Genomic DNA, 26783 nt, shown 5'->3' on the forward strand with positions numbered 1-26783 from the left:
GGAGCTTGCGCGACGAACTGGCCGCACGCCGTATCAAGGCCGTGATCCCGCCAAATCCGACCCGCAAGCATCCGCATCGCTACGACAAAACCGCTTACAAAGGTCGCAACGTTATCGAGCGGATGTTCTGCCGTCTCAAGGACTTCCGCCGCATCGCAACCCGATACGACAAGCGCGCAGACATCTTCCTGTCCGCAATCCTTCTGGCCGCTGCAATCACTTGGTGGATCAATTGAGTCCGGACCCTAGTGCGCAATTGCGCACGGGGGGCCGGGACCCATACCGCGTGATCTATCGATTGTGCGCGGTGCCAATCCCGAACAACCAATCTTCGCCAAACTTCTCCCTGGGGTTATGGGTCCCGGCCTTCGCCGGGACGACACCGAATTTTTGGCGAACCCCGCCAACCAAATCTACGACGCCAAAAATCCACCGTCCGCCGCCAGCACGTGGCCGACGACATAGGACGCGGCGTCGGACGATAGCCACACCACCGCTTCCGCCACCTCCTCCGGATTGCCCATCCGCCGCAGCGGCAGGCCTGCGCTCACCGTCGCCACGTCACCGACGCCGGCGCGCAGCATCATGTCGGTGACGACGCGGCCGGGGGCGATGGCGTTGATGCGGATGCCGCGCGGGGCGTTTTCCATCGCGGCCGAGCGCGTCAGCGATATCGCGGCGGCCTTCGAGGCGGAGTAGAGTGAAAAGCCGGGGTTGGGATTGCGGACGCCGCTGACGGAGGCGTTGACGACGATGCTGCCGCGGCCTTGCGCCAGCATCGCCGGCAGTTGATGGCGCAGGCACAGGAACAGCGCGCGGACATTGGTATCGAACACGCTGTCGTAGATGTCGGTGCCCTGCTCTTCCAGCGGCGCGCGCCGTTCCTGGAAGCCGGCATTGTTGAAGGCGACGTCGAGCCTGCCGTAACGGGCGAGCCCCGCGGCGATCAGGTTTTGAACCTCGTCCTCCCGCGTGACATCGGTCTTGACCGCGAGCGCCGCAGCACCGAGCTCGCGGCATGCGGCCGCGGTTTCCGCGATCTCGGCTTCGCGCCGGCCCGCGACCACGATCGCTTCCGCACCGTCGGAGGCCATCCGCAGCGCCGTGGCACGACCGATGCCGCTGCCGCCCCCCGTCACCAGGCAGACCTTGCCACTCATCCGTCCGCCGGCCGGCAAAGTTCCGCTCATGGGCCACTCCAAAACGCTTGCGCGCGCCGCTGCGCGCATATAGTTGTATGATACAACTTTATGCGGAGAGTCAAGCCGTGGCTGAGCTTGCGCTGATCGACGACATTCGCGCCGCGTCGCGCCTGATGGTGCGCGAGCTCGGCTTCATGGATGCCACGGTGGCGGCGTCGGACTATCCGCCGTCGGCGGTCCACACCATTCTCGAGATCGGCATCCGCGGTCCAATGACCTCGGGCGAGCTTTGCGACTTCCTGCGCCTGGAGAAATCCAGCGTCAGCCGCATGGTGCGCAAATTGATCGACTGCGGCGAGTTGAGGGAGACGCCGGATGAGGCCGACGCACGCAGCAAGCTGCTGTCATTGACCGCGAAGGGCCGCCGCACGCTGGAGGCGCTGCACGCCTTCGGGCGACAGCAGGTGAGCGGCGCACTGGCAGCGCTGACGGCGGCTGAGCGGCGCACGGTCCGCGAGGGGATGATGCTCTATGCGCGGGCGTTGCGGCAGAGTCGGGAGGATGAGGCACAATCGGCGGCGTAGCCGCTGGTGTCGTCCCGGCGAAGGCCGGGACCCATACCGCGTGATCTATCGGTGAAGCGCAGTCGTTAGTACCGAATAACTGCCGGTCTTCGCCAAATTTTGCCCCGTGGTTATGGGTCCCGGCCTTCGCCGGGACGACACCGATTGTTTGGCGCGAGCGTGCCACCGGCACACCGTCAGGTCACTTCCCGAACTCCTCGCGCATCTTCGCCTGGATCTTGGCCATGCCGCCGATCCAGCGGTCGTAGTTCTCGGTCTTCTTGCGCATGTAGCCGAGCACCTGCGGGTGCGGCAGGATCAGGAACGTCTCCTGTTCGAGGCCGGCGAGCACGTCCCTGGCGACTTGCTCGGGCGTCAGATCGCCGTCGCCGGATTGCGGGCCCTTCGGGATCGAGCGCAACATGTTGGTGTCGACGCCCTGCGGGCAGAGGATCGAGACGCGGATGTTGTGCGCCTTGTGCGAGATCGCGAGATTTTCGGCAAAGCCGACCGCGGCGTGCTTGGTCGTCGAATAGGCCGGGCTGCCGACCTGCGACAACAGGCCCGCGGCCGAGATCGTGTTGAGGAAATAGCCGCCGCCGCGCGCCTTCATGCGTGGGACAAGATGCCGTGCCGCGTAGACATGGGCCATGACGTGGATCGCCCAGCTGCGCTGCCACGGCTCATCCGAAGCACCACCGGCATTCACCGACATGGGATCGAAGCCGCCGCCGATGCCGGCATTGGAGCAGAACAGGTCGATCGGTCCGAACTGCCGCTCGGTCTCCTCGATGACGTGGGCGATCTCTTTTTCCTGCGCGACGTCGCATCTGAAGGCCGCGCCATCAACCGTGGCAGCCACGGCTCTTGCGTTGGCGGCGTCCATGTCCGCGACCACGACCTTGGCGGCGCCCGCCTTGTGGAAGGCCTCGCACAGCGCCTTGCCGATGCCGTTGGCGCCGCCAGTGACGACCACGACCTTGCCGGTCACCTGCATGCGACGTCTCCTCTGGTCTTATTTTGTCTTATACCGCTTCGCGGGCCTTGCTCAGCTCAACACGAGGTCGAGCACCGCGGTATAATGGCACGCCGCGCCGGCCAAGACAAAGCCGTGCCAGATCGCATTCTGGAAGCGCAGCCGCCGCCAGGCGTGGAAGATGACGCCAAAGGAGTAGAGCGCACCGCCCGCAACCACGAAGCCCAGGGCCATCGCGGGAAGCGCCTTGACCACGGCGTCGTACAGCATCATGCCGCTCCAGCCCATCGCCAGATAGATGCCGACGGCGACACGGTCGAACCGGCCGGGATAGCGAAGCTTCAGCACGATGCCGAAGATCGCCACGCACCACACGCAGACGAGCAGCGCCAGCGCAAACACGCTGTCCTTCACTTCCAGGATGAACGGCGTGTAGGTCGCCGCGATCAGCAGGTAGATTGCCGAATGATCGAACCGCCGCAGCAGCCATTTGACCGGCGAGACCGGCCAGAGGTTATAGGTCGCCGACAGCACCAGCATCGAGAGCAGGCCGGCGACGTAGATCGACACGCCGACGATGTCGATCGCGTTGGCATAGAGCACCGCAAGCACCACGAGGACGGTCGCCGCGATGATGCCGGAGAGGACGCCGATCGCATGGATGACGCCATCGGCGATCAGCTCGGCGCGATCGTAGTTCCAGCCGATCGCGTCGGCTGCGGCATGGACGGAGGTGGACGCGAACTGTTTCATTTGGAAGACGGTCATGGCAATCCAGAGGCAAGGAAGGGGCCACTTTTCTATGGGTCTTTCGGCATCGGCGCGTCGTTCAAACCGCTGATTTACCGACAAAGGCGGTGGAAGTATGAAGCTTGATTTTCCTCAGGCAGTTGCCACTTTTGTGACTAGTCCGTTTTACCTATTTGGCCCGCCCGCTCGCCCGAGACCCTCTCGTTCACATGGCATTCAGTTTCCAGGATATGGTCGAGGAGGCGCGCCTGTCGGCCCGGGCGCTGATGGACTATGGCGGGCATTTCTTCAACCCGACGGTGCGGCTCGGCGTCACCGGCCTGTCCCGGGCCGGCAAGACCGTGTTCATCACCGCCTTGATCCATGGGCTGACGCGCGGCGGCCGGTTTCCGGTGTTCGAGGCCTATGCCTCGGGCCGGATCGCGCGGGCGCATCTGGCGCCGCAACCCGACGATGCCGTGCCGCGCTTCGCCTACGAGAACCATCTGCGCACGCTGATCGAGGAGCGGCGCTGGCCGAACTCGACGGTCGACATCAGCGAGCTGCGGCTCGTCATAGACTACCAGCGCCACAACGGCGCGGACCGGACCCTCACGCTCGACATCGTCGACTATCCCGGCGAATGGCTGCTCGACCTGCCGCTGCTCCAGAAGAGCTTTGAGCAATGGTCGTCCGAAAGCCTCGCGCTTTCGCGCGAAGCGCCGCGCGTGCATCTTGCCACCGAGTGGCACGCGCATCTGGCAACGCTCAAGCCGGAGGCGCGCGAGGACGAGCAGGCGACGCTTGCGGCCGCGAAGCACTTCACCGGCTATTTGCGAGCCTGCCGCGACGAGCGCTTTGCCATGAGCCTGCTGCCGCCCGGCCGTTTCCTGATGCCCGGCAATCTCGCCGACACGCCGGCGCTGACCTTCGCGCCGCTCGACGTGCCGATCGACGGCCAGGCGCCGGAGGGATCGCTGTGGGCCATGATGGTCCGCCGCTACGAGGCCTATAAGGACGTCGTGGTGCGGCCGTTCTTCCGCGATCATTTCGCTAGGCTCGATCGCCAGATCGTGCTGGCGGATGCGCTGGCCGCATTCAACTCCGGACCCGAGGCGCTGCACGATCTCGAAGCAGCCCTTGCCGGCATTCTCGATTGCTTCCGCATCGGCCGCAGCAGCTTCATCTCCAGCCTGTTGCGGCCGCGCATCGACCGCATCCTGTTCGCGGCGACCAAGTCGGACCATCTGCATCATTCCAGCCACGACCGGTTGGAAGCCGTGCTGCGCCGCGCGGTCGCCAGCGCGGTGGCGCGGGCGGAAGATACCGGCGCCGAGATCGACGTGGTCGCGCTCGCCGCCGTCCGCGCCACGCGGGAGGCGCAGGTCGCGCGCGGCCGCGACAAATTGCCGTCGATTTTGGGAACGCCCGCCGCGGGCGAAAGCGCCGGTGGCGAGTTCTTCGACGGCAACACGGAGGTCGCGACCTTTCCGGGCGACCTGCCGCTGGATCCGGAAGCCCTGTTCAACGGCACCGACGCCTTTCGCGGGCTGTCGACGGAAGCGGCCGAGAAGAGCGACTTTCGCTTCCTGCGCTTCCGCCCGCCCAAGCTCGAACGCGAGGGCACGGACGAGCCGGCGCTGCCTCACATCCGCCTCGACCGTGCCTTGCAATTCCTGATCGGAGACAAGCTGTCATGAACGACCGACCCCAGCCGCGGCGGCCGGCGACGTTCCGGCTGGACGATCCCGGCGTCGTCGTCACCGAGGCCGATGAGACCGGCCGGCCCGGCCGCGGCACCATCCAGATCACGCCGGAGCCGGATCCCCTGACGCTGCCGGTGCCGATCGAAACCGCGCTTCCGGCGCGGCGCGGCTGGCCCTGGGGCGCGCTGTTCTGGTCCGGCGTTGCCGGGCTGACGCTGCTCGGCGTCGGGCTCGGCGTGGTCCATCTGATCGAGGACCTGTTTGCGCGCAGCGAAAGCCTCGGCTTCGTCGGTCTTGCGTTCGCCCTCGTCACGACGCTCGCGCTGGCAGTGGTGACCGGGCGCGAGGCATTTGGCCTGGCGCGCCTTGCGACGATCGAAAAGCTGCATCAGCGCGCGGCCGCGGTGCTCGCCAGCGACAATCGCAAAGAGAGCCGCGCCATCGTGCAGGACCTGCTCAAGATCGCGCACCAGAACCCGCAGCTCGCGCGCGCCCGCGCCGCGCTGGAGAGCCATGCCGGCGAAATCATCGACGGCGCCGACATGGTCCGGCTCGCCGAGCGCGAACTGATGTCACCGCTGGATGCCGAGGCCCGGCGGCTGGTGTCGGTTGCGGCACAGCGGGTGTCGATCGTCACGGCTGTTTCGCCGCGCGCGCTGATCGACGTGATGTTCGTGTTCGTGGCCTCGCTCCGCCTGATCCGCCAGCTCGCCCGGCTCTATGGCGGCCGCCCCGGCGCGCTCGGCATGATCCGCCTGCTCCGCCACGTCATCGCCCATCTCGCCATCACCGGCGGCATGGCCGCGAGCGACAGCCTGGTGCAGCAGATGCTCGGCCACGGCATCGCGGCGAAGCTGTCGCAGCGCCTCGGCGAAGGCATGCTCAACGGATTGCTCACGGCGCGGCTTGGCCTCGCCGCAATCGACGTCACCCGCCCGCTGCCGTTCGCGGCCCTGCCGCGGCCAAAACTGTCCGATCTCGCGACGGATCTGCTGCGGAAGAAGGAGGATGAGGAGTAGCGCTTCGCCTCTCCCCGCTTGCGGGGAGAGGCCGGAATGCGCGCAAAGCGCGGATTCCGGGTGAGGGGGACTCTCCGCGAGTCCATCTATCACTGTCCTCGCGGAGACTCCCCCTCACCCCAACCCTCTCCCCGCACGCGGAGAGAGGGAGAAGAAGGCCAGCACGCGCCACTGGAACAACGGCGAATCTTTCGGCGGTGAGAGTTCTGGCGTCCAACCGGTGAGCTTCTCAATTACATAGGTATCCGTCAGAACGCCGCGCCAGCGGCGCTCGACCTGGCCGAGCTGCTCGCGCTTCGCCGGAATATTCTCCCACAGCGGCGAACGATTGTCGGGCTCGCGGCCGACATAGATGCCGGCGTGCCCCTTGATCCTGTCGATGCCGGGATCGCGAAAATCCTGGAAGCGGCCGCGCTCGTTGATCTCGATCACCGGCACGCGGCCCCTGAACAGCCAGCGCATCATGGCGTAGGTGCGGTAATCCGTGGTCGCGATCCAGGTCGCGCCGGTCTCATCGAGCGCTGCCTGCGCGCGCGCCTCGACCTGCTCGTAGCCGGCCTCGGCGCCGATTGGATCGATCTTGCCGAGAAAATTCCAGGGCGCGGCGACGTAATAGAGGAACACGATGACGACAAAGGCGAGCCCCGAGACGACCGCGGTGTTGGCCCAGAACACGCACGACCGGATCATCCGCGCCGACCAGTTTTCGCGCGACAGCACGGCGAGGTTGATCGCCGCCGCGGCAAAGCCGACCGGCCACATGAACATCGGCCAGGTGTCGCCGACCCTGAGCGTCAGAGATTTCGCGAAGAAATACAGGAACGGCACCAGCACCGCGGTCGACAGCAGGATCGCGACCGGCTCGCGCGTGCGATAGCCGCGCCACGCCGTCATCACCAGCCCGGACAGCACCACCGGCAGCATGACGAAGCCGACGAGGCCGAATTGCAGGCCGATATAGTCGCCGATGGTGCGCAGAGAGATGCCGTAATTCGTGGTGGCGCGCACGCCCTGGAAACGGAACGAGGCCCAGTCGTGCTGCGCGTTCCAGATCAGGACCGGCGAGCACACGGCGATGGCGACCACAATCGCGAGCCAGGGATAGGGGCTGCGCAGCCAGCGCCCGCGCCAATCCGGCACCAGCAGAAAGGCGGCCACGGCAGGCGCGAACATGACCGCGGTGAATTTCGACAACATCGCCAGCCCGGCGAACAGTCCGGCCGCGAGCCACCAGCGACCGTCGCCACCTTGCGCGAGCCGCACCAGCGACCAGATCATCGCGACCGCAAACGGGATCATGGCGACGTCGGGCGCCACCTTGGCCATCAACAGGCCGTAATAGAGCGCAGCCTCCGGCATCAGCACCGCAAGCACGACCGCGCGCGTGTCATGGGTGACGCGCCGGACGATGTCGGCGAGCAGCAGCTGCGTGACCAGCATCGCGACGATGCCGCCGAAGCGAACGCCGAGCGGGGTGTCGCCGAAGATCGCGGTACCAAAACGGATGAACCAGGCGATCATCGGGGGATGGTCGAGGAAGCTCAGCGCGCTCTCGTTCGACCAGGTCCAGTAATAGGCCTCGTCGGTGCGCAGCTCGATCGCGGAGGCATAGACGATGCGCAGCACCGTCATCGCGGCAATGATCAGCGCGGCCACGGCGAGCAGCCGGCGCGCGGCGCCGTGAGCGGGTACGGTGATGTCGGGAACTGTCGTCACGGCCGCGCTTTTCGCCAACCTGGGAGGGGGAGTCAATGTTGGGGAGACCGTAGGGTGGGCAAAGCGGAGCGTGCCCACCATCAAAGGATGCGATGCGGGATGGTGGGCACGGCGCCAAGGGGCGCCTTTGCCCACCCTACGATTTCGTAACCATTGCCGCGCATGTGATCCGGCCAGCTGCCCATCGCCGGAATTAAACGCTACGCTGGCTGTTCTCCTTCATGAACTGATACGATCGAATCATGGCCGCCACCGCTCTTTCACGAATGTCCGAACTTATCCGCGGCACCAGCGCGCGGCAGGTGCGGCTGGTCTGTGGCGTCATCCTGTTCGCCTATGTGGTCAGCCATTTCCTCAACCACGCGCTCGGCAACGTTTCGGTCGACGCCATGGAGGTCGGGATTTATTACCACATGGCGTTCTGGCAGTTCCTGCCGGTCACGCTCGTGTTCTATGGCGCCGCGCTCACGCATATGGGGCTCGGCGTCTACGCGCTGTATCAGCGCCGGCAGTTCCGGTGGAAGACGATCGAGCCGCTCCAGCTCGTGCTGGGGCTGAGCATCCCCGCCCTCATCATGGCGCATGTCATCGGCGTGCGGCTCGGGCAGACGCTGTACGGGCACGAGAAGCTCTATCCGCAGGAGCTCTATCTGTTCTTCGTCGCCTCGCCCGTCCGGCTCTGGCTGATGACGATCCTGCTCATCATTGCCTGGGTGCACGGCTGCATCGGCATCTATTTCTGGCTCCGCCTGAAGCCGTTCTTCACGCGCGCCGCCCCTTATCTGCTCGCGGCGGCCGTGCTGATCCCGACCCTGGCGCTGCTCGGCATCTATCAGGGCGGACGCAACGTTGCGGCCGAGGCCGACGACGGGGAGTGGCGCACCCACAATCTCACCCGGCGCCAGGTCGGTTCGGTCGCGGAGGCCAACACGCTCGACCGTATCACCGGCGGCCTCACGGTGGGCTATGTCGGCCTTCTCGGGCTGGTGCTGCTCGCGCGCGGCGTGCGGGCCTATCGCGAGCGGCGCGGCGGCATGATCGCGCTGTCCTACGGCAACGGCAAGACGGTGCGCGTGCCAAAAGGCCTCTCCGTGCTGGAAGCAAGCCTGCGACACAATCTGCCGCATGCCAGCGTCTGCGGCGGCCGCGCCCGCTGCTCGACCTGCCGCATCCGCGTCATCGGCGACCATGCCGCCCTTCCCGAGCCCTCGCAGCGCGAGGCGTTCGTGCTCTCACGCGTCGGCACCACCGATCCCTCGATCAGGCTCGCCTGCCAGCTGCGGCCGGACTCCGACCTTTCCTTCTTCCAGCTCTTCATGCCGCATACGCTGTCGGCCAACGCACAGGCCTCGAGCCCGGCGCGGATCGGCCAGGAGCGCTATCTCGTCAGCCTGTTCGTGGACATGCGCGGCTCGACCCAGCTCGCCGAGAAACGGCTGCCGTTCGACACCGTCTTCATCGTCAACCGTTTCCTCGGCGCGGTGTCGCAAGCCGTGATCGAGAATGGCGGCCAGCCCAACCAGTTCGTCGGCGACGGCATGCTGGCGCTGTTCGGGCTCACCAGCGACCCACAGACGGCTTGCCGGCAAGCGCTGAGGGCCGTGGCCGGCATCGCCACCCATGTCGACGAGCTGAACGAGCTCCTGAGCCACGATTTGCGCCAGCCGATCCGCTTCGGCATCGGCGTCCACGGCGGCGAGGTCATCATCGGCGACATCGGCTATCGCGATCACATCGTCTTCACTGCGCTGGGCGACGCCGTCAACGTCGCCGCCCGCCTCCAGGACATGACCAAGACGCTTGCCTGCGAGGCGATCGTCTCCGAAGAGGTCCGCCGCACCGCCGGCCTCGCCGACGATGCCCTGCCGCAGCAGGAGGTCGCAATCCGCGGCCGTGACGAGCCGATGGTCGTGCGTGTCGTCGCCGATGCCAGGCAGGTGTCGGCGCTGGTCGCGGGCAGCGAGCGCGTCGCGGCCTGATTCTTCGCCTCTCCCCGCGGGCGGGAGAGGCCGGAATTCAAGCGCAGCCTGAATTCCGGGTGAGGGGGAGCCTCCGCAAACTCAACTGTCACCGTCCCCGCGGAGACTCCCCCTCACCCCAACCCTCTCCCCGCACGGCGGGGAGAGGGAGCGCATCGGCGCAGCGGTCACAACTCGACTCCACCTCGTCGCAGCGTAACACCGCGTTGTTGCATCGCAGCGGCATGGGCCTGCTGCGAAAGCACGAATTGACTTCGCGGCTTTCGACGCGACAGATGGGCGCGGGTTTGTGGTGATGACCGCGACCCAACGAAAAGCTCCGGGAGGAGACCATGTTTGACAGACGCGACCTGCTCAAAGGAGCGGGACTTGCCGCACTTGCGGCCACACTGAACTCGACCAAAGCGCTGGCCGCGGACACCGTCACCCTGCCATTCGTCAATGGCGAACGGCCGCTGGTGAAATATCCGCAGAAGCGGCCGATGATCGGCCTGACCAGCCGGCCGCCGCAGCTCGAGACGCCGTTTGCGGTGTTCAATGACGGCCCGATCACGCCGAACAACGCGTTCTTCGTGCGCTATCATCTCTCCGACCTGCCCTACAATCTCGACCCCGACAAGTTCACGCTCGAGGTCAAGGGCAAGGTCGACAAGCCGCTCAAGCTGTCGCTCAAGGACATCCGGAAGATGAAGGCGACGGAGATCGTCGCCGTCAACCAGTGCTCCGGCAACAGCCGCGGCTTCTTCGAGCCGCGCGTTGCCGGCGGCCAACTCGCCAACGGCGCGATGGGCAATGCGCGCTGGCGCGGCGTGCCGCTGAAGAGCGTGCTGGAGCTGGCGGGCGTGCAGAGCGGCGCCAGGCAGGTCACCTTCAACGGCATGGACGGCCCGGTCAGCGACAAGACGCCCGATTTCGTCAAGGCGCTCGACCTCGATCACGCCAGCGATGGCGAGGTGATGCTGGCCTATGGCATGAACGGCGAGGACCTGCCGTTCCTCAACGGCTTCCCGCTCCGCCTGATCGTGCCCGGCTATTACGGCACCTACTGGGTCAAGCACCTCAACGAGATCACCGTCATCGACAATGTCTTCGACGGCTTCTGGATGAAGTCGGCCTATCGGATTCCGGACACGCCGAACAATGCGATCGAGCCAGGCACTGCGCCGAAGGCGACGATCCCGATCAACCGCTTCACCATCCGCTCCTTCATCACCAGCGTCGCTGACGGCGCGAAGCTGAAGGCGGGCGGCACGACGCTGCGCGGCATCGCCTTCGACGGCGGCAAGGGCATCAAGGAGGTCGCGGTCTCCACCGACGGCGGCAAGACCTGGGCCAGCGCCAAGCTCGGCAAGGATCTTGGCAAATACTCCTTCCGCGAATGGAAGCTGCCGGTGAAGCTTGCAGCCGGCCCCTACGAGCTCAAGGTCCGCGCCACCAGCAATTCCGGCGAGACGCAGCCGGACCAGCCACGCTGGAACCCGGCGGGTTATTTGCGCAACGTCGTCGAAACCGTCCGCGTGACGGTGGCCTGAGGGAGAATGATCATGCAGCGCACCGTTCTCCTCGCCATCTCACTCGCCGTCGCCGCCATGGTGGGTTCGGCACTTGCGGCGCCGGTCAACTACAAGACGCCCGACGAGGTCGCCGCGTTCAAGCCAGGCCCCAATCTCGAGGTCGTGCAGGGCAATTGCAGCGCCTGCCACTCGGCCGACTACATCAACACGCAGCCGCCGATGAAGAACAAGAAGGAGTTCTGGCAGGCCGAGGTGACCAAGATGATCAAGGTCTACGGCGCGCCGATCGACGATGCCGATGTCGGCAAGATCGTCGATTATCTGGCCGCGACTTATTGACAGGTCGCGGTGCGCGTTCGAGCCGATTGACCGCGAAACGGGCAAAACCGGTAAAAACGCCGCGAAGTTGAGCGATTTTCGGCGGAATGCCGATGTGGTTTGATCTATGAAGCCCGCCACATTCCGCGTATCCTGTTAGGACCGAACCGGCCGGTTGGCGGGGACTGGCGGTTCGAGATCTTGGAGGAAGACCCGCGGAGAAGACGTGATGGCTAAAGGTACGGTCAAGTGGTTCAACCCGACGAAGGGTTATGGATTTATCCAGCCTGCGTCGGGTGGCAAGGATGTGTTCGTGCATATCTCGGCAGTGCAGAAAGCCGGTCTGTCGTCCCTCAACGAAGGACAGACGGTGGAATATGAAGAGATCGCAAACCGGGGCAAGACATCCGCAGAGAACCTCAAAGTATAAGCCCGCCGGCCTTTGCCGCCTCCCGGATCTGCCGGGAGTTGGGCCAAGAAAATTTCATAAGACGGTCCGTGCATTCGACGACAGGCGTTGCGATTGCACACGGATGGCTGTTTGCCGCAAAGACCGCTTCGTCAACGCCATGGCAATGACAATCGCGACGGCACTTCTCAGCCCACCGGCAACGGTGCGTCGCGCTTGATCTCCTCCATCACCGCGTAGGTGCGCGTCTCGCGCACGCCCGGCATCGACAGCAAGGTCTCGCCGAGGAACCGCCGGTATGCGGTCATGTCGGCCAGCCGCGCCTTCACAAGATAGTCGAAGCCGCCGGCAACCATGTGACACTCCAGCACTTCAGGCGCGAGTTTCACCGCGCGCGCAAACCGCTCGAAATTATCGGGCGTGGTCTTGTCGAGCATCACCTCGACGAACACCAGAAGTCCGAGGCCAAGCCGATGCGGATTGAGCCTGGCGCCATAGCCCTCGACAAAGCCCTCGCGCTGCAAGCGCTTCAGCCGTTCGCCGATCGAGGTCGGCGACAGCCCGATGCGCTCGGCGAGCTCGACATTGGCGATTCGCCCATCCTCCTGGAGGATCGAGAGGATTTTGCGGTCGATTCGGTCCAATTCCATTGTTTCCACGGGAAAAATATCATCTGTCTTCATTTTCTAAGGCAATATCGCTAATTTGTCTATCGAACTACGGCGCAGCGGGAATTATCGTGGAGTTGAGCCACAGGACACGCCATGTCGAACATTCCGCCTTCCTTCAACGCCCCCTACGCGCCTGACGATGCCGAGATCGCCGCGCGGCTCTTGCCAGCGTCGCATCTCAGCCCGCCGCAGGAGGCGCGGATCGATCGCACCGCGACGCGGCTGATCGAGACGATCCGCAAGCGCGACGACCGGCTCGGCGGCGTCGAGGACATGCTGCGGGAGTTCGCGCTCTCCACCAAGGAAGGGCTGGCGCTGATGGTGCTGGCGGAGGCGCTGCTGCGCGTGCCGGACGCGCGCACCGCCGACCAGTTCATCGAGGACAAGCTCGGCGAGGGCGACTTCATCCATCACGAGACCAAGTCCACCGCCTTCCTGGTCAACGCCTCGGCCTGGGCGCTCGGCCTGTCGGCGCGGGTGATCCAGCCCGGCGAGACGCCCGACGGCACCATCGGCCGGCTGGTGAAGCGCCTGGGCGCGCCGGCGGTGCGCACGGCCACCCGCCAGGCGATGCGGCTGATGGGCAATCATTTCGTGTTAGGGGAGACCATCGAACAGGCGCTGGAGCGGGGCCGGCCGCGCTCCGGCCAGAAGCCGCGCTACTCCTTCGACATGCTCGGCGAAGGCGCGCGGACGGCTGCGGACGCAAAGCGCTATTTCGACGCCTATGCCAGTGCGATCGAGACCATCGGCAAGGCGGCCGGCAACCATCCCCTGCCCGACCGGCCCGGCATCTCCGTCAAGCTGTCGGCCCTGCATCCCCGCTTCGAGGCGATCAGCCACGCGCGCGTGATGCGCGAGCTGGTGCCACAACTGCTCGATCTGGCCCGGCGCGCCAAGGCCCATGACCTCAACTTCACGGTCGATGCCGAGGAAGCCGACCGGCTGGAGCTGTCGCTCGACGTGATCGCGGCAACGCTCGCCGATGCCTCGCTCAAGGGCTGGGACGGGTTCGGGCTCGCGATCCAGGCCTACCAGAAGCGCGCCAGCGCGGTGATCGACTACATCCACCAGCTTGCGCACGCGCATGATCGCAACCTGATGGTGCGGCTGGTCAAGGGCGCCTATTGGGACACCGAGATCAAGCGCGCGCAGGAGCGCGGGCTCGACGGCTATCCCGTGTTCACGCGCAAGGCGATGACGGATCTGAACTACGTCGCCTGCGCGCAGAAGCTCTTGGGTCTTCGGCCGCGCATCTTCCCGCAATTCGCCACCCATAACGCGCTGACGGTCGCGACCGTGCTGGAGCTGGCCGGGACCAGCGGCGGCTTCGAATTCCAGCGCCTGCACGGCATGGGCGAAGCGCTCTACGAACAGCTCGCCAAGGATCACCCTGATATCGCCTATCGCACCTATGCTCCGGTCGGCAGCCATCGTGACCTGCTCGCCTATCTGGTGCGGCGGCTGCTGGAGAACGGCGCCAATTCGTCCTTCGTGGCGCAGGCGGCCGATTATCGCGTGCCGGTCCTGGCGCTGCTGAAGCGCCCGGCCGATCTCATCGTCCGGCCGGATCATGCGCACCACGCCAAAATTCCGCTGCCGGGCGACCTCTTCGCCCCGGAGCGGCGCAATTCACGCGGCGTCGAGTTCGGTGAGCGTGCCGCGCTCGACCGCCTGCTGGCCGATGTCAAGCGTGAGACGCCCGATCTCGGACCGCCGCCCGACGCAACGCCGGATCAGGCCAACGCAGCGATAGAAGCGGCACGCGCGGACTTTGCGGCCTGGAGCCGGACGCCCGCGGCCACGCGCGCCGCGGCGCTGGAGCAGGCCGCGCATCTGCTGGAGAGCCGCAGCGCCCATTTCATCGCGCTGTTGCAGCGCGAGGGCGGCAAGACGCTCGACGATGCGCTGTCGGAACTGCGCGAGGCCGCCGACTTCTGCCGCTACTATGCAGCGCAGGGCCGAAAACTGTTCGGCAGCGAGACGGCGATGCCGGGTCCGACCGGCGAGAGCAACACGCTTGCCATGCGCGGCCGCGGCGTCTTCGTGGCGATCTCGCCCTGGAATTTCCCGCTGGCGATCTTCCTCGGCCAGGTCACGGCGGCGCTGATGGCCGGCAACAGCGTGGTGGCAAAACCGGCCGAGCAGACCCCGCGCATCGCGCGCGAGGCCGTAGCCCTGCTGCACGAGGCCGGCATCCCCAAGAGCGCGCTGCATCTCGTCACCGGCGACGGCCGCATCGGCGCCATGCTGACGGCGCATCCCGACATCGCCGGCGTCGTCTTCACCGGTTCGACCGAGGTGGCGCGCGCCATCAACCGGACGCTCGCCGCCAAGGACGGCCCGATCGTGCCGCTGATCGCGGAGACCGGCGGCATCAATGCCATGATCGCGGATGCCACCGCGCTGCCCGAACAGGTCGCGGACGACGTCGTGACCTCGGCGTTTCGCTCCGCCGGTCAGCGCTGCTCGGCGCTGCGGCTGCTGTTCGTGCAGGAGGATGTTGCCGACCGCATGATCGAAATGATCGCGGGCGCGGCGCGTGAACTCAGGATCGGCGACCCCGCCGAAATTGCAAGCCATGTCGGACCGGTGATCGACCAGGAGGCCAAGCAGCGGCTGGATGCGCATATCGCGCGGATGAAGCGAGAAGCGCGGCTGCACTTTGCAGGCTCGGCGCCGGAGGGCTGCTTCGTCGCGCCGCACATCTTCGAGCTCAGGGATGCCGGCCAGCTCACCGAGGAAGTGTTCGGCCCGGTTCTGCACGTCGTACGCTATCCGGCCGAGCAGCTCGGGCGCGTCCTGCAGGCGATCGCGCGCACCGGCTACGGGCTGACGCTCGGCGTCCATTCTCGCATCGACGACACGGTCGAGGCGATCATCGACCGCGTCCAGGTCGGCAACATCTACGTCAACCGCAACATGATCGGCGCCGTGGTCGGCGTGCAGCCGTTCGGCGGCAACGGCCTGTCCGGAACCGGGCCCAAGGCCGGCGGCCCGCACTACCTCGCGCGCTTTGCCACCGAGCAGACCGTGACCATCAACACGGCGGCAGCCGGCGGCAATGCTGCGTTGCTGGCGGGGGAGGAGTGAGGCTGCTTCCGGATTCGTACCCTCTCACAACACGCGCAATTGCAGTTCCGTCATCCTGAGGTGCGAGTGGCGCGATGCCAAGCATCGCGCCGGGAGCCTCGAAGGATGAACGGCCGGGATGCAGCCGGGCCGTCGCCCTTCGAGGGCCGCTGAAGAGGCGGCCACCTCAGGGTGACGGGGATAAATTCAGGATCCGTGGCGGACGCGCGCTGATCGCCGCAGCGATGCCCTGCGCCCGATGGCGTTGCATCGCGCCAAAACATCGGTCTAATGCTCCCATGATGTGGCCGCGCCAATTCCAGCGCGCGGGAAACAACAAGAGCGAGGAGCAACGCCGCGATGGAAAAAGGCATTTTTGCAGGGCTGAAGGTTCTGGACTGCGCGAGCTTCATCGCAGCGCCCGCCGCCGCGACCGTGCTCTCGGATTTCGGCGCCGACGTCGTCAAGATCGAGCCGCCCGGCGCCGGCGACCCCTACCGCAATCTGCCCAACATTCCGGGCTATCCGAGCAGCGAACACAATTACGCCTGGCTGCTGGAGGCCCGCAACAAGAAGAGCATCGCGCTCGACCTCTCCAAGCCGGAGGCGCAGGCCGTGCTCTACAAGCTGGTGGAAGAGACCGACGTCTTCATCACCAACATGCCGCCGCCGGTGCGCGCCAAGCTCGGCATCACCTATGACCACCTCGCCCATCTCAACGACCGGCTGATCTACGCCTCCTTCACCGGCTATGGCGAGAAGGGCGAGGAGGCCAACAAGCCCGGCTTCGACAGCAACGCCTATTGGGCGCGCTCCGGCCTGATGGACCTGGTCCGCGCCGACATCGACACCACGCCGGCCCGTTCGGTCGCAGGCATGGGCGACCATCCCTGCGCCATGGCCCTGTACAGTGCGATCGTCACCGCGCTGTATCAGCGCGAGAAGACCGGCAAGGGCTCGCATGTCGCCTCCAATCTGATGGCGAACGGGGTGTGGGCCGCGGGCACGCTGGCGCAGGCCAAGCTCAGCGGCGCCAAATTCGCCGAGAGGCGGCCGCGCGAGCGCGCGCTCAACGCTGTCGCCAACCACTATCAGTGCAAGGACGGCCGCTGGCTGATCCTGTCGCTGCTGAGCGAGGAGAAGCAGTTTCCGACGCTGGCCAAATGCCTCGGACGCGAGGATTTGATCGCCGATCCACGCTTTGCCACAAAGGCCGACCGTCACGCCCGCTCGGTCGAGCTGATCAAGATCTTTGACGAGACCTTCGCTACCAAGGATCTCGCCGAATGGCGAAAAATCCTCGACGGCAACGGGTTGGTGTTCGGCATCGTCGGAATTCTCGACGACATCCCGAATGACAAGCAGATGCTCGACAACGAAGTGCTGGTGCCGTTCGAGAACGACACCATGCTGACCATCTCGAGCCCGATCTGGATCGACGGCACCAAAAAGGTGCAACCGCGCAAGCCGCCCGGCGTCGGCGAGCACAGTGACGAGATTTTGCGCGGGGCGGGATACGACGAGGCGGCGATCAAGCAGCTGCGGGGTTCGGGGGCGGTGGGGTAAGGGCGCGCTGGCGCCACATACTCCGCCGTCGTCCCGGCGAAGGCCGGGACCCATATCCCAGAGTGAGAGTTGTCGCGCAAAGCCGGCAACTCCAAGTCTTCGCCAAACCACATTCGGTGGCTATGGGTCCCGGCCTTCGCCGGGACGACGATGACGTGATAGCTTTGCCTCCACAACTACCGTCGCCGTGAGGTCCCATGCCCAGCTATCGCCTGCACTACTTCCCCGAATCCGGCAACAGCTACAAGCTGGCGCTGATGCTGACGCTGTGCGGCGAGAGGTTCGAGCCGGTCTGGACCGATTTCGGCGGCGGCGTCACCCGCACGCCGGAGTGGCGCAAGACCGTGAACGAGATGGGCGAGATCCCGGTGCTCGAGGTCGATGGCGTGAAGATGACGCAGACCGCGCCCCTCCTGCTCAAGCTTGCCGACCAATACGGGCGTTTTGGCGCCGAGACGGAGGAGGAACAGTTCGAGCTGTTGCGCTGGCTGTTCTGGGACAACCACAAGCTCACCGGCTACATGGCGACCTACCGCTTCATGCGGGCGTTTACGCAAAGCAACGATCCGCAGGTGTTGAAGCACTTCCGCCGGCGGCTCGACGACTTCCTCGACATCCTCGACGGGCACCTCCAGCACAATGCCTTCGCGATCGGTGCGCGGCCGACGGTCGCCGATATCTCGATGATGGCCTATCTGCACTATCCGAGCGACGAGCACGGCTTTGATTTCGCGGAAAGCCATCCCGCCATCCACGCCTGGCTCGGCCGTATGGCGGCGCTGCCCGGCTGGAAATCGGCCTATGACCTGCTGCCCGGCAAGCGGATGACGAACTACGCGAAGTGAGGGCGCGACGCTCTCTCTTCTCCCTCTCCCCGTTCTTACGGGGAGAGGGTTGGGGTGAGGGGCTGCCTCCGCAAATTCGGTGAGAGTCGGACTCGCGGAGAGCCCCCTCACCCGGAATCCGCGCTTCGCGCGCATTCCGGCCTCTCCCCGCACGCGGGGAGAGGCGAAAGGAAATCTTCGCGTCCAACTACCGCAACGCCAGCCAGCCGAGCGTGAACAGAATTCCGCCGACGATGACGACCACCGCGACCGCCCAGGTGCTGACGCGGATGCTGCCGGTGACCTGCTTGGCTTCCTCATTGCGCGCGATCTCGCGATTGCGCTTCTTRTCGGCGTCACTCGTGTCCGTCATGGGGAATCCAAACCGGTTGGAGGCGGCCTAACGCGTCTTGATGAAGCACATGCCGATGCGGCTCGAGGCCGCGGCAGCCTGACAGGTGAGACCTTTAGCACAGGTCCATGACGTAAAACTCTTGTCGGCCGCCCCCGATCCCGGATTCTGCAGATAACAATGCGCGCCCCAGCCGTCCTGGTACTCGGTCCCGGCCAGCTCCGGGCTGCCGCGGGTTTGCGGGCGGCTGGAAAAACCGCGAGAGAAATCAGGGCGTTTGCCCGCGGCAAATGAGGTCAAGATGTCGCGGCGGCGGAGCTGGTCGCCGAAGAAGTGCGGCGAGGCCGGCACGATGGTGGAATTGGAGGGCTTGTCCGCAAGCCAATCCACGCCCGGGAAATGAAAGCCGCCGATGCCGCGGGTCTGGTGGCAGCCCGAGCAGGTGACGTCGTTGAGGCGGCGCTGGAAGCCGGCGACCGAGCGGACATTCTGCATGTCGATACCGCGCGCGGCAGCCTGCTTCAGCGCGCCGACGACATCGTCGTCGGTGAAGACGGGATCGCCCTTGCTCTTGTCCTCCCCCTGCATCATCCCGAATTCCGGCTGCAAGTCCGATGCATCGAAGCCCGCCGGCGTCGGCGCGATTGCGGCTTTGGCCAGGAATTTTTCGGGGATCAGCACCGTACCGCGATCGAACGCGCGAAGGTTCTCCGGCGCGAGCAGCCAGGCCTTGAAGTCGCGCCGGAGCGTATCGTCCGCGCGGATGCGGTCACGATCGATCTGGTTCTCCAGCGTCGATTCCTCGAAACGCTTCGTGGCGGCGTCGTACTTGAACACTTTCAGGAGATAGTCGGAGCGGAAATCGTGCAGCGCCGATTTCGGCGCGATCGAGATCTGGATGTTGGTCTCGATGCGGTCGAGCATGGCATCGGTTGGCTGGAACGAACTGCCGATCAGCCCCTGCCAGTCGCCATTGTCGAGCCAGCTCTGCGCGACCTCGGCGCAGGTGACAGGCCTGCCGCTGCGATCGGTCTGGCGCGCGTCCCTCGCCTTCATCACCAGGTTGAGCGTCATCGGCAGGCGTGTCGCCGTCGTGCCGCCGTCCGGCTTGCCGTCGAAGCGGGTCAACCGGTAGATCAGCCGGATCTCGCCGCAGGACTCTTCCGACACGTAAGCGCGGTCCATGCGATTGACGATGCCAGCGAGCACGAAACGCGTGTCAGGGGATTTCAGGACGGCCCGATCGAACAGCTGGACGTCAAAACCTTCGCCGACGCCAATGGTCTCGCTCGGGAATGCCGCCTTGTGCTGCCCGATATAGCGGTCGAACTCGGCATCGATCGCCGGAGGAATTGGCGCAAGCTGCGGCAGCAACGCGAACAGCTTGTCGGTCGTGAGCGGAAAATCCGCGTTCCGCTCCGGCGACAGCAGGCGCGAGATCGTGAGCGCGTCGTGCTGATCGAGCTGGCGCAGGAGATCGGGATCGGTGATGGCGGTGCCGCGCGCGAGCGCCGCAGTCTCCGCGGCCATTGACGACACGGCGCCACCGAACAACACGACGACAGCAACGAGAATTCGCAACGCGCGGCTCATGCCTCCACTAACACCGCGCGGGTCCGCCTATTCAAGCAAAAAGGCGCTTCACATCGTGGTGAAGCGCCTCTTCGAAAGTCGGATATCGGGGGCTCAGCGCGCGACGATCAGGCCCTTGCTGGTGACGACCACCCAGCGGCCGTCCTGGCGGCGGATCGCATCGACGCGGCCGATGCCGGGAATGGGGTCGCCGGCATAGACCTCGTAGAGACCTCCGCGGCCCTCGATCAGCGCGCCGCCGTTTGAGACGTCACGCAGTACCCAGCCTTCGATCGTCGGCAGCCGTCCGACCTCGGTCTTGGGCGCGGCGACCGCCGGAGCCGCGGCCGGCGCGGCAGTGGCGACCTGGGTCGGCGCGATCGACCCGGTGGTCTCCTTCGCGGGCGCTGCGGCCGCGGCCTGTGCGGGCGCCGCAGGCGGCGTGGCGCGGAGCTTGTCGACGGTCTCGGACAGTTTTGCCAGCTTGGCCATCGGCTCGGCCTGCGCCTTCTCGAGCTTGTCGAGACGGTCGTTGGCGCGGTTGAACTGGCTGAGGCCGGTCTTGGAGCTGTGCTCGACATTGGCCTTGAGCGCGACCACGTCGGCATCGATCCGGGCGACCGACGATTCCAGCGCGCTGGTGTCGGCGACCTGCACCGGTGCCGGGTTAGCTGCGAAATGCATCACGCTCACGGTTGCGAGCGCGCCACTGACGGCGCCGACGCAGGCTGCAAGCGCGATCACCGCGGCCATCGCCGACAGGCGGCGCTTGCCACCGGTCTCGCGCGGTTCCTCCGCCTTTACATGCGGGGCGAAGTCCTCGCGGTCCCAGGACCGCTCCGACGGCGCCATCACGATGAGCTTGCCGGGCTTCGGCTCGGGCTTGATCTCGGCCTTGGTCTCGGGCTTGGCTTCAAACTTCGGCACCTCGATCCTCGATGCCTCGATTCTTGATGCCTCGATTCTTGGCGGCTCGACCTTCGGGGCCTCTGCCTTGACCGGATCTGGCTTGGGCGGCGCCTCATGGTCGGGGGCGATCGAGGGTGCCTCGATTCCGGCCGCCTCGACGGCCTGCGGCACGGTCGCAGCTGCCACGACGCTCGTATCCTGGGCAGCCTGCTCAGCCATTGGTTCGCTCACAGTTCAAATACTCCACTCTGGATTGACCTTTTGGTAACTTTCATTGCTTGCGAAATCCTTACCTCGGGACCCGCTTACCGAAATTTTAGGAACTCCTCCGGGGCCGAATTGGGTCGGGAAAGTGGAACCGGCGTGGCGGCGTGCAACAAATTGTCAGCCGATGCTGCTCTGCAGCAGGCCGCCAAGCCGGCCGAGCGGGCTGTTGCCCGCCCTGGCGACCCGGCTAACATGGACAGTGCCGTCAGCCAGAAGGGCGACAGAGGGCCCTCGGGGAGTGTCATGACGATCGAGAAATGCATCAACGAGTTTGGTGTCGATGACGTCATCTTCGAGGAGGGCTCGACCGGCCGCGAGCTGTTCGTCGTCCTCGACGGCGAGGTCGAGATCGCCAAGATCAGCGGCGCCGACAAGACCAGCATCGTCAAACTCGGCAAGGGCGAGTTCTTCGGCGAGATGGCCGTGATCGACGGCTCGGCACGCTCGGCGACGGCGATCGCGGCGGCGCCGAACACGAAGGTGATGAGGATCAACCACGCCCGCTTCGTCTATCTGGTCAGCCAGCAGCCGGCCTTCGCGCTGATGGTGATGGACGCGCTCTCCAAGCGCCTGCGCGCGTCCAACGCCGTCACCTACCGGACCGCGCAATCATGAGTGACCGCAAGCCGACGGCCTTCCCGATCCTGATGAAGAACGACGTCTGCTCGCTGATCCAGGCCGCGGACAACGTCTACCAGATCCGCTTCTCCAACCGCGCCGCCAACGCCTATCTGGTGCGCGGCTCGGCGCGCACGATCCTGATCGATGTCGGGCTGTCCTCGAACTATCCGGCGCTGGCGGAATGCCTGAACTTCGCCGGCTGCCCGCCGGACAAGATCGACATGGTCGTGCTGAGCCACGAACATCTCGACCACATCGGCGCCGCCTGGCACTTCAACGCGCATCGCACGTTCGTCGCAGCCCATCGCCTCGCCGCCAACAAGATCATGCTGCGCGACGATTTCTCGATGCTGCGAAAGATGTTCAACGAGCCGAACGTGCCGATCAACGTCGACATCTGGCTCGAGGAAGGCAATCTGATCGACCTCGGCGATTTTCGCCTCAACGTGATGCACACGCCGGGCCACACCTCGGCCTGCATCACGCTGTACGACCAGGACAAGGGCCTGCTGTTTGCCGCCGACACCTTGATGCCCGGCGGCGTGATGGGCGGCGTGTTCGGCTCGGGCAGCATCGCCGACTACATCCAGTCGCTGGAGCGGTTGAAGGGGCTGGATTCGAAGATTTTGTTGTCGGGGCACGGACGGCTGTCGGACACGCCGCAGGAGGATGTGCGTATTGCGATTGCGAGGTCGCACGGCTTGCTGGCGGACACGGCGCAATTGTTCGACGCGCTGGACGCGCGCTCGAACTTCGAGCCGATCATGCAGTCGGTCAGGGATCTGAACAAGCTGGATGATTAAGGGGCGCGCCGGTGCGTTCAGGGCTGGCCGTTGATCATGGCTTGCTCGATCGCGCTGCCCGTCAGGTCCCATTTGCGCAGCAGCTCCTGATAGCTGCCGTCGGCCATGAGGGCCGCGAGCGCCTGCTTGAGCTTCTGTCCGAATTGCACATCGTCCTTGGCAAATCCGAGTCCCATGTCCTGGACGAGGAATGGCTTGCCGAGAATGACGTAGCGGTTGCCCTCGATCGAGTTCTGATACGGGATGGTCTCGGCGCCCTGGACTGCCGCATCGGCGCGTCCCTGGTTCAGTTGCAGCCGCGTATCCGGTGATCCGTCCGTTCCCACCACGATCACGGCAGGCTTGCCGGCGGCGGTGCAATGCTCGTCGCTCCATTTCTCGATTGCGGCGGGCCAGATGGTCCGGCGCGCGGTGGCGACCCGTTTGCCGCACAGCGCGTCCAGATCCGGATAGCGTGCGGCGTTGGCGCGCAGTGTGAAGAACACCGTATTGGCGTGCAGGTAATCGAGAAAGCTCACGGTCGCGCGGCGCTCCGGCGTATCGGCCATGCCGGCCACGATGACGTCGGCACGCCTGGTCTCGACCGAGCTGATCAGCTGGTCGAAGCTCGAATCGATCCAATTGACCTTGATGCCCATCCTGGCGGCGATCGCGTCGACGATATCGACATCGAATCCGATCAGCTTGCCGGACGCCGGATCCTTGAATTCGAAAGGAGGATATTTCGGCACCGTCGCCGCGTTGATGATCGTCTTCGTGCCCTGCGCCCAAGCGATGCCCGTGGCCTGGCCGAGCGCGACCACGAAGGCGACAGCTGCAAGACAACGGCGGGATCGTGTAAGCATGATATTCCCCTATGCGCCTCGATGGCGTCGAACGGCTAGCTCAGCACTGCCGAAATGAAATCGCGTGTACGGGCCTGGGTTGGCCTGCCGAGAACCTGTTCGGGCGATCCGGCTTCGACCACCAGTCCGTGGTCCATGAACAGCACCCGGTTCGCAACTTCGCGTGCGAAGCCGAGCTCGTGGGTCACGACGATCATGGTCATTCCGCTCCGTGCGAGATCGCGCATGACGGAGAGCACTTCGCCGACGAGCTCCGGATCGAGCGCGGAGGTCGGCTCGTCGAACAACATCAACGCCGGCTTCATCGCGAGTGCGCGCGCAATCGCAACGCGCTGCTGCTGGCCGCCCGACAGCTCGATCGGGTAAGCCCCGCATTTGTGCGCAAGTCCGACGCGTGCGAGCAGTTCGTTGGCCGCCAACTCCGCCTGCCTGCGCTCCATCTTCAGCACCTGAACCGGTCCTTCGATGACGTTCTCCAGGGCCGTCTTGTGCGGAAACAGGTTGAAGCGCTGGAACACCATGCCGGTCGCGAGCCGCTGCCGCGCGATCTCGCGCTCGGAGAGTTCAAACAGCTTGCGGCCGGTGCGCCGGTAGCCGACCAGCTCGCCGTTGACCCACAAGGCACCGCCATCGATGGCTTCGAGCTGGTTGATGCAGCGCAGGAAGGTGCTCTTGCCCGAACCCGACGGGCCGACAATGCACAGCACCTCGCCGCGGTCGATTTCGAGATCGATGCCCTTCAGGGCTTCGAACCCGCCGAAGGACTTGCGCAGGCCGACGGATTTGACGATGGGAGTCACGTCGATACCCCGGCTCGTGTCATTGCGCCGGATGCGCCTGCGCCGCGCGCGAAATATCGCTCGATCCGCCCCTGGAGAGCGGAGAGCACCGTGACGACGACCACGTACCAGATGCCCGCGACGATCAGCAGCTCGATGACCCGGTTGTTCGCGTAGTAGATATTCTCCGCGCTATAGACGATTTCCGGAAACTGGATCACGCTCGCAAGCGAAGTCAGCTTGACCATGCCGATGAGCTCGTTCCCGATCGGCGGAACGATCACGCGCATGGCCTGGGGCAGGATGATCCGGCGCAGCGCTTGCAGGCGAGGCATGCCGATCGCCTTGGCGGCCTCGTATTGCCCCTGGTCGACGGACAACAGGCCGGCGCGCACCACCTCCGACGTATAGGCCCCCTGATTGATGCCGAGCCCCAGGAGCGAAGCGAGGAAAGGCGTCATCACTTCGACGGTCGGCACCTCGACAAGTCCGGGAATGCCGAGATTGGGGAACACCAGGGCCAGGTTGAACCACAGCAACAGTTGCAGCAGCACGGGCGTGCCGCGGAAGAACCAGACATAACCGGCCGCCGCCCAATTGATCACCGGGTTGGCCGAGAGCCGCATGATGGCAACGGTCACGCCGATCGAGACACCGAGCAGCATCGCCAAGGCGGTCATCAGCACGGTGTTGCCGAGGCCCGCAACGATGCTGCGCACCGCGAGATATTGTCCGACGATGGCCCATTCGATCCGGCCGTGGGCGAACGCCATGACGACCCAGGACACGAGCGCGACGATCAGCGCGGCGCTGACATAGCGGCCGACATGCTTCCGTCGCACATGCTCGAACTCCGAAATGTCCTCGGTGAGGCCCTCTCGCCCGCCCATGGCGGGATTTTCACTCAATACGCTTGCCATGAAAGTGTCTTCGTCGTCCTACGATGCTCGCTTCCCATGCGATTGCGCGATCGCCACCGCGCCGCCGGCTCGTCGCCGCGGGTCTGGAGTTAACCAGCTTGCCTTTGGCTTCACAGCTTAGTAAATCGTTTTACTAAACTACAAAGACCGGGAAGAATGTCAATGCACCATGTAACGAAAGATGACCTGATCGCCGAGATCGAGCGCGATCGCGCCTCCCACATCGCCTTTCTCCAGGCGTTCATCCGCGAGCCGTCGCCCAATCCGCCGGGTGATACGCGGCGGGCCGCGGCGATCGTGACGCGCTATCTCGCAAACCGCGGCATCGAGGCGTCGATCGTGGCGCCGCGCGAGGACCTGCCCAATGTCGTCGCCGAATTCGATGGAGGGCGCAGCGGGCGGCGACTGGTGATGAACGGCCACATCGACGTGTTTCCAGTGGGTGACGGCAGCGGCTGGTCGCGCGATCCCTGGTCGGGCGCGCTGGAAGATGGCTGCGTGCATGGCCGCGGAGCCTGCGACATGAAGGCCGGAACCGCCGCATCGGTGATCGCGTTCAGCTACCTTCACACCCACCGGGCCGCGCTGGCGGGCAGCCTCGGCCTCACCGCCGTGTCGGACGAGGAGACCGGTGGACGCTGGGGCAGCCGCTGGCTCCTCGAAAACGACACGCGATGGCATGGCGACTGCATGATCAACGCGGAGCCCAGCGGTCTGCAGACCGTCCGCTTCGCTGAAAAAGGCACGTTGCGGCTGACCTTCACGGTACGAACCGCCGGCGCGCACGGCGCATATCTGCACAAATCGGAGAGCGCGACGCGTATCGCCGCGAGCCTGATCAACCGGCTTGGACAGATTGAGACGATCGTCCCCGACCTCGCACCGTCGCTGCGGGCCTATCTCGCCTTGCCTGATGTGCGCACTGCGGCCGATCGCGCGATGGGCGCCGGCGCCGCCGACGTCCTGACCCGCCCTACGCTGAATATCGGCACCGTCCAGGGCGGGCTGAAGGTCAACATGATTCCCGCGTCCTGCGTCTTCGAGGCGGACATTCGATTGCCGATCGGCCTGGACGCCGCCCGGGTCATGCAGACCATCGATACGATTCTCGGCGACTATCCGCAGGCGGACGTCGCCATTCAGGAAGCCGCAAGCAACCCTTCGAATTCATGCGCACACGACCATCCGATGGTCGGCATCCTCGCGCGCAACGCCGAGACCGTCTCAGGTGTGCGCCCGGTCGCGATTCCCTCGCTCGGCGCCACCGATTGCAAGTTCTGGCGCTATCACAAGGTGCCCGCTTATATCTACGGGCCGGCGCCGACACGTATGGCCGCAGCCGACGAATGCGTGTCGGTGGAGGAGTTCATGACTGTCATCAAGACCCATGCATTGTCGGCGTGGGACTACCTGACCGGCAGCGAATAGCTCGTCCATCCCCACCCCGGGGAAAATTGCACTGCGCGGGCAGCGGCGCTCCGGTCTTTCCGATGCTATAGGATGCGACGCCG

General features: G+C 65.4%; 25 protein-coding genes. 14 read left to right on the plus strand and 11 right to left on the minus strand.

The annotated features are described in order from the left end of the window. On the plus strand, nucleotides 1-236 hold a 236-nt coding region (locus ACXJMY_RS27950; protein ID WP_456622571.1), incomplete at its 5' end, for a transposase. Between the two features lie 177 nt (nucleotides 237-413). Here the strand turns inward: ACXJMY_RS27950 and ACXJMY_RS27955 are convergent. After that, nucleotides 414-1190, minus strand: coding sequence for a glucose 1-dehydrogenase (locus ACXJMY_RS27955; protein ID WP_456622572.1), 777 nt, complete (start codon nucleotides 1188-1190; stop codon nucleotides 414-416). Between the two features lie 77 nt (nucleotides 1191-1267). On the opposite strand from ACXJMY_RS27955, the gene ACXJMY_RS27960 reads away from it, so the two are divergent. Continuing rightward, nucleotides 1268-1726 (plus strand): MarR family winged helix-turn-helix transcriptional regulator, encoded by a 459-nt coding sequence (locus tag ACXJMY_RS27960; RefSeq protein WP_456622573.1) that lies wholly within the window; start codon nucleotides 1268-1270, stop codon nucleotides 1724-1726. A 181-nt stretch (nucleotides 1727-1907) separates the two neighbouring features. Here ACXJMY_RS27960 and ACXJMY_RS27965 read toward each other — a convergent pair whose 3' ends face one another. Further along, nucleotides 1908-2702 carry an SDR family oxidoreductase gene (locus tag ACXJMY_RS27965; RefSeq protein ID WP_456622574.1) on the minus strand — a complete coding sequence of 265 codons (795 nt, stop codon included), beginning with the start codon at nucleotides 2700-2702 and terminating at the stop codon, nucleotides 1908-1910. 51 nt (nucleotides 2703-2753) lie between these two features. Continuing rightward, nucleotides 2754-3449, minus strand: coding sequence for a PAQR family membrane homeostasis protein TrhA (gene trhA / locus ACXJMY_RS27970; RefSeq protein WP_456622575.1), 696 nt, complete (start codon nucleotides 3447-3449; stop codon nucleotides 2754-2756). Nucleotides 3450-3640: 191 nt separating this feature from the next. On the opposite strand from trhA, the gene ACXJMY_RS27975 reads away from it, so the two are divergent. Continuing rightward, nucleotides 3641-5110 (plus strand): YcjX family protein, encoded by a 1470-nt coding sequence (locus ACXJMY_RS27975; RefSeq protein ID WP_456622576.1) that lies wholly within the window; start codon nucleotides 3641-3643, stop codon nucleotides 5108-5110. Beyond that, nucleotides 5107-6135, plus strand: a complete 1029-nt coding sequence (locus ACXJMY_RS27980; RefSeq protein WP_456622577.1) for a YcjF family protein — start codon at nucleotides 5107-5109, stop codon at nucleotides 6133-6135. The genes ACXJMY_RS27975 and ACXJMY_RS27980 overlap by 4 nt, the downstream gene beginning before the upstream one ends. A gap of 114 nt (nucleotides 6136-6249) precedes the next feature. Here the strand turns inward: ACXJMY_RS27980 and ACXJMY_RS27985 are convergent, their stop codons facing one another. Further along, nucleotides 6250-7767 (minus strand): glycosyltransferase family 39 protein, encoded by a 1518-nt coding sequence (locus tag ACXJMY_RS27985; protein WP_456622633.1) that lies wholly within the window; start codon nucleotides 7765-7767, stop codon nucleotides 6250-6252. Between the two features lie 326 nt (nucleotides 7768-8093). Between ACXJMY_RS27985 and ACXJMY_RS27990 the strand changes: the two genes are divergently transcribed. The 4 genes from ACXJMY_RS27990 (at nucleotide 8094) to ACXJMY_RS28005 (ending at nucleotide 12092) form a co-directional block, all read left to right on the plus strand. Continuing rightward, the gene (locus tag ACXJMY_RS27990) at nucleotides 8094-9830 is read left to right on the plus strand and encodes an adenylate/guanylate cyclase domain-containing protein (protein ID WP_456622578.1); all 1737 of its coding nucleotides are present in this window, start codon (nucleotides 8094-8096) and stop codon (nucleotides 9828-9830) included. Nucleotides 9831-10162: 332 nt separating this feature from the next. After that, a complete protein-coding gene (gene sorA, locus ACXJMY_RS27995) occupies nucleotides 10163-11362 on the plus strand; it encodes a SorA family sulfite dehydrogenase catalytic subunit (RefSeq protein WP_456622579.1) in 1200 nt (399 codons plus the stop codon). A gap of 12 nt (nucleotides 11363-11374) precedes the next feature. After that, entirely contained in the window at nucleotides 11375-11683 is a 309-nt protein-coding gene (gene sorB, locus ACXJMY_RS28000; RefSeq protein ID WP_456622580.1) for a SorB family sulfite dehydrogenase c-type cytochrome subunit, read from the plus strand. A gap of 208 nt (nucleotides 11684-11891) precedes the next feature. After that, nucleotides 11892-12092, plus strand: coding sequence for a cold-shock protein (locus tag ACXJMY_RS28005; protein WP_008134691.1), 201 nt, complete (start codon nucleotides 11892-11894; stop codon nucleotides 12090-12092). 167 nt (nucleotides 12093-12259) lie between these two features. Here the strand turns inward: ACXJMY_RS28005 and ACXJMY_RS28010 are convergent, their stop codons facing one another. Beyond that, on the minus strand, nucleotides 12260-12721 hold the full coding sequence (locus ACXJMY_RS28010; RefSeq protein WP_456622581.1) for an Lrp/AsnC ligand binding domain-containing protein: 462 nt from the start codon (nucleotides 12719-12721) through the stop codon (nucleotides 12260-12262). A 114-nt stretch (nucleotides 12722-12835) separates the two neighbouring features. Here ACXJMY_RS28010 and putA point away from each other — a divergent pair, with 114 nt between their 5' ends. The 3 genes from putA (at nucleotide 12836) to ACXJMY_RS28025 (ending at nucleotide 18225) form a co-directional block, all read left to right on the plus strand. Then, entirely contained in the window at nucleotides 12836-15835 is a 3000-nt protein-coding gene (putA, locus tag ACXJMY_RS28015; protein ID WP_456622582.1) for a bifunctional proline dehydrogenase/L-glutamate gamma-semialdehyde dehydrogenase PutA, read from the plus strand. A 339-nt stretch (nucleotides 15836-16174) separates the two neighbouring features. Continuing rightward, entirely contained in the window at nucleotides 16175-17380 is a 1206-nt protein-coding gene (locus ACXJMY_RS28020; RefSeq protein ID WP_456622583.1) for a CaiB/BaiF CoA transferase family protein, read from the plus strand. Nucleotides 17381-17577: 197 nt separating this feature from the next. Further along, the gene (locus ACXJMY_RS28025; RefSeq protein WP_456622584.1) at nucleotides 17578-18225 is read left to right on the plus strand and encodes a glutathione S-transferase family protein; all 648 of its coding nucleotides are present in this window, start codon (nucleotides 17578-17580) and stop codon (nucleotides 18223-18225) included. Nucleotides 18226-18412: 187 nt separating this feature from the next. Here ACXJMY_RS28025 and ACXJMY_RS28030 read toward each other — a convergent pair whose 3' ends face one another. From ACXJMY_RS28030 to ACXJMY_RS28040, 3 genes are all read right to left on the minus strand, one after another. Next, the gene (locus ACXJMY_RS28030; RefSeq protein ID WP_456622585.1) at nucleotides 18413-18577 is read right to left on the minus strand and encodes a hypothetical protein; all 165 of its coding nucleotides are present in this window, start codon (nucleotides 18575-18577) and stop codon (nucleotides 18413-18415) included. Between the two features lie 27 nt (nucleotides 18578-18604). Then, the gene (locus ACXJMY_RS28035) at nucleotides 18605-20149 is read right to left on the minus strand and encodes a hypothetical protein (protein WP_456622586.1); all 1545 of its coding nucleotides are present in this window, start codon (nucleotides 20147-20149) and stop codon (nucleotides 18605-18607) included. A 93-nt stretch (nucleotides 20150-20242) separates the two neighbouring features. Next, the gene (locus ACXJMY_RS28040) at nucleotides 20243-21256 is read right to left on the minus strand and encodes a hypothetical protein (RefSeq protein WP_456622587.1); all 1014 of its coding nucleotides are present in this window, start codon (nucleotides 21254-21256) and stop codon (nucleotides 20243-20245) included. A 291-nt stretch (nucleotides 21257-21547) separates the two neighbouring features. Between ACXJMY_RS28040 and ACXJMY_RS28045 the strand changes: the two genes are divergently transcribed. Further along, complete coding sequence (locus ACXJMY_RS28045; protein WP_456622588.1) at nucleotides 21548-21919, plus strand: Crp/Fnr family transcriptional regulator; 372 nt, start codon at nucleotides 21548-21550, stop codon at nucleotides 21917-21919. Next, nucleotides 21916-22728: an MBL fold metallo-hydrolase gene (locus tag ACXJMY_RS28050; protein ID WP_456622589.1), complete on the plus strand. Its 813-nt coding sequence runs from the start codon at nucleotides 21916-21918 to the stop codon at nucleotides 22726-22728. The genes ACXJMY_RS28045 and ACXJMY_RS28050 overlap by 4 nt, the downstream gene beginning before the upstream one ends. 17 nt (nucleotides 22729-22745) lie before the next feature. Here the strand turns inward: ACXJMY_RS28050 and ACXJMY_RS28055 are convergent, their stop codons facing one another. The 3 genes from ACXJMY_RS28055 to ACXJMY_RS28065 are packed head-to-tail and all read right to left on the minus strand — an operon-like array spanning nucleotide 22746 to nucleotide 25272. Continuing rightward, entirely contained in the window at nucleotides 22746-23573 is an 828-nt protein-coding gene (locus ACXJMY_RS28055) for an ABC transporter substrate-binding protein (protein ID WP_456622590.1), read from the minus strand. 35 nt (nucleotides 23574-23608) lie between these two features. Next, nucleotides 23609-24373, minus strand: coding sequence for an amino acid ABC transporter ATP-binding protein (locus ACXJMY_RS28060; protein ID WP_456622591.1), 765 nt, complete (start codon nucleotides 24371-24373; stop codon nucleotides 23609-23611). Next, nucleotides 24370-25272, minus strand: a complete 903-nt coding sequence (locus ACXJMY_RS28065) for an amino acid ABC transporter permease (RefSeq protein WP_456622592.1) — start codon at nucleotides 25270-25272, stop codon at nucleotides 24370-24372. The genes ACXJMY_RS28060 and ACXJMY_RS28065 overlap by 4 nt, the downstream gene beginning before the upstream one ends. A 297-nt stretch (nucleotides 25273-25569) precedes the next feature. Here ACXJMY_RS28065 and ACXJMY_RS28070 point away from each other — a divergent pair, with 297 nt between their 5' ends. Beyond that, the gene (locus ACXJMY_RS28070; RefSeq protein ID WP_456622593.1) at nucleotides 25570-26700 is read left to right on the plus strand and encodes a M20/M25/M40 family metallo-hydrolase; all 1131 of its coding nucleotides are present in this window, start codon (nucleotides 25570-25572) and stop codon (nucleotides 26698-26700) included. The last annotated feature ends 83 nt before the right edge of the window (nucleotides 26701-26783 follow it).

The organism is Bradyrhizobium sp. P5_C12, assembly GCF_054049735.1.